Annotated in this window: 4 protein-coding genes and 1 pseudogene; all 5 read right to left on the bottom strand. The window is 43.8% G+C overall.

Annotated elements, in window-relative coordinates; genetic code table 11:
• Positions 1 to 505: 505 nt before the first annotated feature.
• Positions 506 to 608, bottom strand: a pseudogene (locus ABDB84_RS20100) (pilin); the annotation flags it as partial.
• A 237-nt stretch (positions 609 to 845) separates the two neighbouring features.
• Complete coding sequence (locus ABDB84_RS17700) at positions 846 to 1,970, bottom strand: Gfo/Idh/MocA family protein (protein WP_345921097.1); 1,125 nt, start codon at positions 1,968 to 1,970, stop codon at positions 846 to 848.
• A 113-nt stretch (positions 1,971 to 2,083) separates the two neighbouring features.
• Positions 2,084 to 3,226: an ATP-grasp domain-containing protein gene (locus tag ABDB84_RS17695; protein ID WP_345921096.1), complete on the bottom strand. Its 1,143-nt coding sequence runs from the start codon at positions 3,224 to 3,226 to the stop codon at positions 2,084 to 2,086.
• Positions 3,223 to 4,338, bottom strand: a complete 1,116-nt coding sequence (locus ABDB84_RS17690) for a DegT/DnrJ/EryC1/StrS family aminotransferase (RefSeq protein WP_345921095.1) — start codon at positions 4,336 to 4,338, stop codon at positions 3,223 to 3,225. The genes ABDB84_RS17695 and ABDB84_RS17690 overlap by 4 nt, the downstream gene beginning before the upstream one ends.
• 59 nt (positions 4,339 to 4,397) lie before the next feature.
• Entirely contained in the window at positions 4,398 to 5,762 is a 1,365-nt protein-coding gene (locus tag ABDB84_RS17685; protein ID WP_345921094.1) for a hypothetical protein, read from the bottom strand.
• Positions 5,763 to 6,000 lie beyond the last annotated feature (238 nt).

The raw sequence follows: 6,000 nt of genomic DNA, 5'->3' as shown, positions 1-6,000 counted from the left end.
ATGGCATGTCTCCGGTAGACTACGAAAAGCAGTACTTCATGAGGCTCGGGACTGTCTAGAAAACCCGGGGCGATTCAATCCAATACAGACAGTATTCATAAACTCGCTGAGCACTATAAATAAAAAAGCGGCCTATTGGCCGCCTTTTTAAAGCTGATATTTTATTAGCAAATCGCGCCACCAGTGGCTGTTTTGCAGCTGCCATCTACGGACCAAGTCACACCATCACCATTGGCATTAATCGACGGGCTAAGAATGTAAGTCTCACCAGACAAGCCATTCGAACCACTGATTGCAACCGCGATAATTGTGCCCGACGATGTCATCGAGAGGCTCGCGAGGTTTCCGATCGTCGAAGTAATTGCGGTCTTGATCGACCAACCGCTCCCATTCGCACCTGCCACACAGCTCGCCAGCTGATTACCATTCATCTGAGCACAAACAGCTACATCATTCTTGTAACTACCTGCCATGTTCACCACGTCAACAAAACGCGCCTTGCGGGAGTACTGTTGATACTGAGGCAGCGCGACAGCTGCAAGAATACCAATGATCGCTACAACGATCATAAGCTCGATGAGGGTAAAACCTTTCTGGACGTTTTTCATACTTAAATCTCCTGTTAGTACTGAACTTGGACATGGCGCCCAGCAAGAACACGCAAACATTGTGCCAAAAAAAAACAAAATCGTAAAAAAAAAACGCATGCAAAACAGCATCTTGTGCGACAAGAAAAAACAGGCGTAGGCAAAAAGGAAAAATGTGACGCTTTTTGTCACACCTCAATAATTTTGGTCAGCTGATCAGCCCCCTCCCAAAAAGGCAAGAAGGAGTGCAGACCCTCACTACAGATCAACAGCCACCTCACGCCGGAATTCAGAAGACTGGTGAATTGCATTGCAGACCTTTATCCCTTCAACCGCCACACCCAATGACAAAGTGTACTCATTCAGAACCCCATCACGCATCGCTCGTGCAATGTCTGAGTAGTAATTAGAAAAAGCTTCAATAAATCCAGCAGGATGTCCCGCCTTAAAGCGGTTATAGCGCAATTCTTGCGTAATCTCGGCAGTGCTGCTGATTCTATCTAGCAAATAGCGATCACCAAGCCTGTCTGAATAGCGAATTTCTTCTGGCAATTCCTGAAGCCACTCAAAACTTCCTTTGCTGCCAAAAATTCGCAACCTCAATCCGTTGCGATAACCAAGAGCAGCCTTTCCATACCAAGCATTCAAAAACATGCCATTATCATAACCAATCAAGGCATCCACATCATCGATAAGTCCATCCGCGACACCACTGACTGAGCGTGACCTCGCATCAACGCAAACAGGCACACCACCCACCATAAAATTCACCAAACTGTGGACGTGAACAAACAAATCTAATGACAAACACGGAATATCACCATCGATCAACCGCCAAGGCTGTATAGCGCTAACCTTGCCTGAATTATTTAAACGCAGATAAGAATCTTGTGGCATTTCTGCCATAATTTTGAACACAGTCCCGACATCACCTTGCCGAATACGTTTACGTATTTCACGCACCGCCGGATAGCCCGTGTAATTAAAAATAGAAAAAACCTTTAGAGAATTAACGGAGAGCCTACTCAGTAGTTTATCCGCTTCCGAAACATTGGCAAGCAGAGGTTTGTCGCAAATAACGGTTAAGCCACTATCGAGCGCAGCATGAATAAATCTCGAGTGCGAATCGATCGGCGTCGCCAATACCACCGCGTCAATATTTTTATATTCGGCGGAAATTAGGGCATCAGCCGTATCATAAACCCGTCCACTTTCAATACGATATGCATCTGCAGTTGCCTGGTTGATATCTGCGCATCGACTAAAGCACCCGGCAACAAGCCTGAACTCGTTATCTAGTTTAAGTGCGATTTCATGAGTCCTGCCAACCGCTGAATTCAAGCCACCGCCAATCATGGCGACTTTAAACGAATGATTCGCCACACAAACTCCCATTGCAATCTTAATTTATAAAACCCTACAATCATCCAGGGTTATCAAAGAATAAACGCCCTCGCTCTTTCTAGCCCCCGTAACCAACATAACCTTAACAATCATCAAACACCCACACTATAAAGCTCTCTGCGAAGCGTTCGCTGAAATATTTCATCCAACTCAAACGCATCATCAGCGCGAACAAACAGAATAGCCATCCTACCGTAAGGGCTCTCCTTCACTTGGCTCCCGGCCGATTTGAGAGGAACAAATCGTTCGATTTTCAATGGAAAGTGAAAAGAGAAAAAACCAAGATCCCCAGTGCTAGATAAAGACATCGTATGACGCAAAATCCAATTTTTTTTATCGACAGCGCAAGGCAAACCAAGCCGATCTTTCAAAAAATAGCGCGCATAACAATAAGCATAATCAAATCCGGTAGACAACTCGATCAATTGACTATACAAGTCCCCGGGACATCTACGCGTAATCTCAATCAGCCAAAACTCTCCATCACGCACAACAAATTGTGTATGAACAAGACCATCAACCAGATTTAATTCTCTTGCAATTTTTTGAATGCACTCACGAAATTGCGAGACAATCTTCAGTTCCATATCCCACGTCACACGACTTGTATCAACAACAAACGGATTTGCGGTTCCATGCTCCTCCACAAAAAAATCGAGCACGACATTTCCATCATCTATGAAGCAAGAATGACTATACAGTTGCCCTTCAATATAATCCTCAATCACACACTCCCCAGCAGCCGAGACCGCGCAAGCACGAGAAATAGCGCGTTGCAAATCAGAGCAAGAGCCCGAATTTACCACAGCCACCCCACGGCCACTAAACGCGTCAACCGGCTTCACTATTAACTGTTTGCCAGTAGGAATCTGTCCTTCAAAATATGCCTGAGGAGACGGGACATTAATTTCACGAGCAAACGCTCTGAATGATCTTTTGTTATTTATCGTCTCCGTCGCCGCCAAGCCATCCACTGAAGACAAACCTAAACGGGCGCACATCTTGTAGGAAAGATCGTTACATCCAGGCAAAATATAATCATAACACCCTACATCAACAAACCGCGAAAGCGCATCATAATCAGAATAATTCACCCGACAATAAGAGCCAGAAACTCTAGCCAGATAATCGTCGGGATTATCTCCAACCACATAAACCTCATGCCCTAACTGCGAGAGACACTGAAATATCGGGGCGGATGAAAAATTCGTATCCAGCAATAAAATCTTGCTCATCCATGACTCTTTTCGATAATTTCACAAACTTCAGCAACGCGAGCCCCCTCAAGATCAGGATAAATAGGCAAACACAAAACCTGGGCCGACAACATTTCCGCTATTGGCAAACGCCCCGGCTGAGCAGATGGCATTGATCTATACATTGGCATACTTGAAATCAACGGATAAAAATAACGGCGTCCATGAACTCCATATGCCTTAAGCCGCTCATAAAGAGCATCGCGCCCACCACGATAGTCCGAGGTAACAAAAACTGGAAAATATGAAGAATTACCTACAACATCCTCGCGCTGGGGCAGAAGTCTGATTCCTTTGATCCCGGAAAGTCGGTCTCTGTAAGCAGATTCAACTACGCGTCGGCGCTCTAGAACCATATCGATATAATCCAGCTGCAATAAACCAAAAGCAGCATTCACTTCACTCATCTTCCCATTTATACCAGGAGCCATTACCGTTACTTCGTCCGCAAAACCAAAATTCTTAAGGTAGTCAATTCGCTGTTTTGTTTTTGCGTCAGAACAGACAATGGCACCACCTTCAAATGTATTAAATACTTTCGTGGCATGAAAGCTAATAACAGAAAGATCTCCATGCCGAAGAACGCTACCCCCGTCATCTCTAACACCAAACGCATGCGCTGCGTCATAAATAACTTTAAGGCCATAAGTATCTGCAATTCGCTGTATACGGTCCACCGCGCATGGATTTCCATAGCAATGCACAGGCATTATAGCTGTTGTTTCCGGTGTAATTGCCGCTTCGATAGCATTCGGATTTATATTACATGTTCCAGGATCGATATCCACAAAAACAGGCTTTATTCCATTCCACAAAAGAGAATGGGCCGTGGCAACAAATGAATACGGAGTAGTAATAACCTCGCCCGTAATTCTCAACGTTTGCAAGGCAGTAACAAGAGCCAGAGTCCCATTAGCAAAGAGTGAAAGATGCTCTACGCCGAGATATTCACAAAGCGCACTTTCAAACTTCTGATGAAATGGGCCATTATTCGTCAGAATTCTGTTTTCCCAAATCCTCTCTAAGTATGAAATAAACTCAGCAAGAGGCGGCAAACTTGGCCTCGTAACATAAATTGGATCACTCGACATCAGAACCTCATCGATCTATGCTAAAAAAACAATCTCGACAAACAAAACCCCTTCTCCAATCAGTACAACACAAAATCTTGAGTACCAACAGGTCGAGCTGAATTTATCATAACAGAAGTATCCACAGCGCCCAGAATACCCTCGACATAGTCGCGTGTCGTAAGCAGCTTTCTCATTGTAATCGCTTGCTCTCTCCCCATCTCGACAACATCCTGCGCATTCAATAGAGCATACTCTATCCGCTCTCTTATGGACTCAACATCAAAATTGAAAGTAAACTTTTCGTGAAAACAAAAATTATCTAAATAAAAATCCTGCTTATTACTAAAAAAAGTTGTATACCGCCCTGCAGCACGCAAAACTCGGTCATGGGGAGCCTTTAATACATTGGGAGACATATCCACAATTGCCAGAGCGTCATCGATAAGCGACCGAGATCCTTCATAATCGCAGCCTGGATCATAGATAGCCGATTTTCCGCTAAAATCAACATGAGACCAATTCGCCCCTCTTATTACCACTGGATAATCAAGAAGAACATTGGCAAGCATATTGCTCTTAACGCGACGCATGTAATCATCGAGTTGAGCACACATAAAAAATATTAATTTATGATTATTATGTATAGATATTTTACTTTCCGCAAAAGCGTCACAGACGCATTCGTAAAGATCTACCGAAACATCCAGAGCACCATCAAGAGACTCAGCCAGCAGCATTAACACCGTGGAAATTTTTTTCGGCAAATGGCGCAACCAATATGACTTTAGTGCCACAGGGGAATTTCCATTCTTCAAAAAAATCAATTTCCCATGTTTCGCCTTTTTTAAAAAATCAACATCACTCTCAGGTCTTTCATCAAAAAGGCATGTATCCATACACATAGACAAGATGGGAGCGGACATCCTCTTGACAAAAAAATCATAGTGCTCAGGGTGAGCATACACATTGACGGAGTTGTTAAATCCTTGCAAATGTCTAAAAGGAAAATACGCAGGAAGATCACCGTATATTCTTAAAAAAGGAACACATCCATCCAGCCACGGATTTATTACTTGTCCGTCAGCTAAAGAAACAACCTCTCCAGCACCAAAATGTGAAACAGCAAACCAGACTGGTTCGCGAAGCGCAACTATCAACTCATCTAGCCAGCCGTCCTGACTCAGATCGATAATTACAGTGGACTTTGCTAGATCTTCGAATGGCTTTAAATTTTCAAGCAGGTGTGACTTTAGCGCACCACCTTGACTTGGAGCGGCAAATGCAATAATTTGTGCCCCTCTTTGATACTCCGCGCGCAACACAAACGGAGACCCAGCTCCCATCGGAGCATTGGCCTTAAAAATTTCTTTCAAAAGTCTAATCAACATAATTAATAAACTGTAAATCCAGAATGCGTAATGATAAACAATAGAAGCCATCATCTTCTAGCAATACTCTATGTCTTTCCGGTAAAAATCGAACGATTGCATTGTTCCATGAAGGGTTAAATTACATAAAGCGCCGCAGATCAGGGACGTTGCGTTCTATATACGTTATACCAACAAAAAAACGCACCCCTTAAAGCTCAATATCCAACTCTTGCCCCATTTACGCAACTACTGCGGACCATCTCGGTGTTGTTGACTTGAACAAAAACGCGAAGAGCAGAGAGGCCTACGG

Origin of the sequence: Uliginosibacterium sediminicola (assembly GCF_039631295.1) — a bacterium.
GTDB classification, from domain to species: domain Bacteria; phylum Pseudomonadota; class Gammaproteobacteria; order Burkholderiales; family Rhodocyclaceae; genus Viridibacterium; species Viridibacterium sediminicola.
Note: the sequence above shows the minus strand (reverse complement) of the source record. Positions and strands in the feature narration are given on the sequence as shown.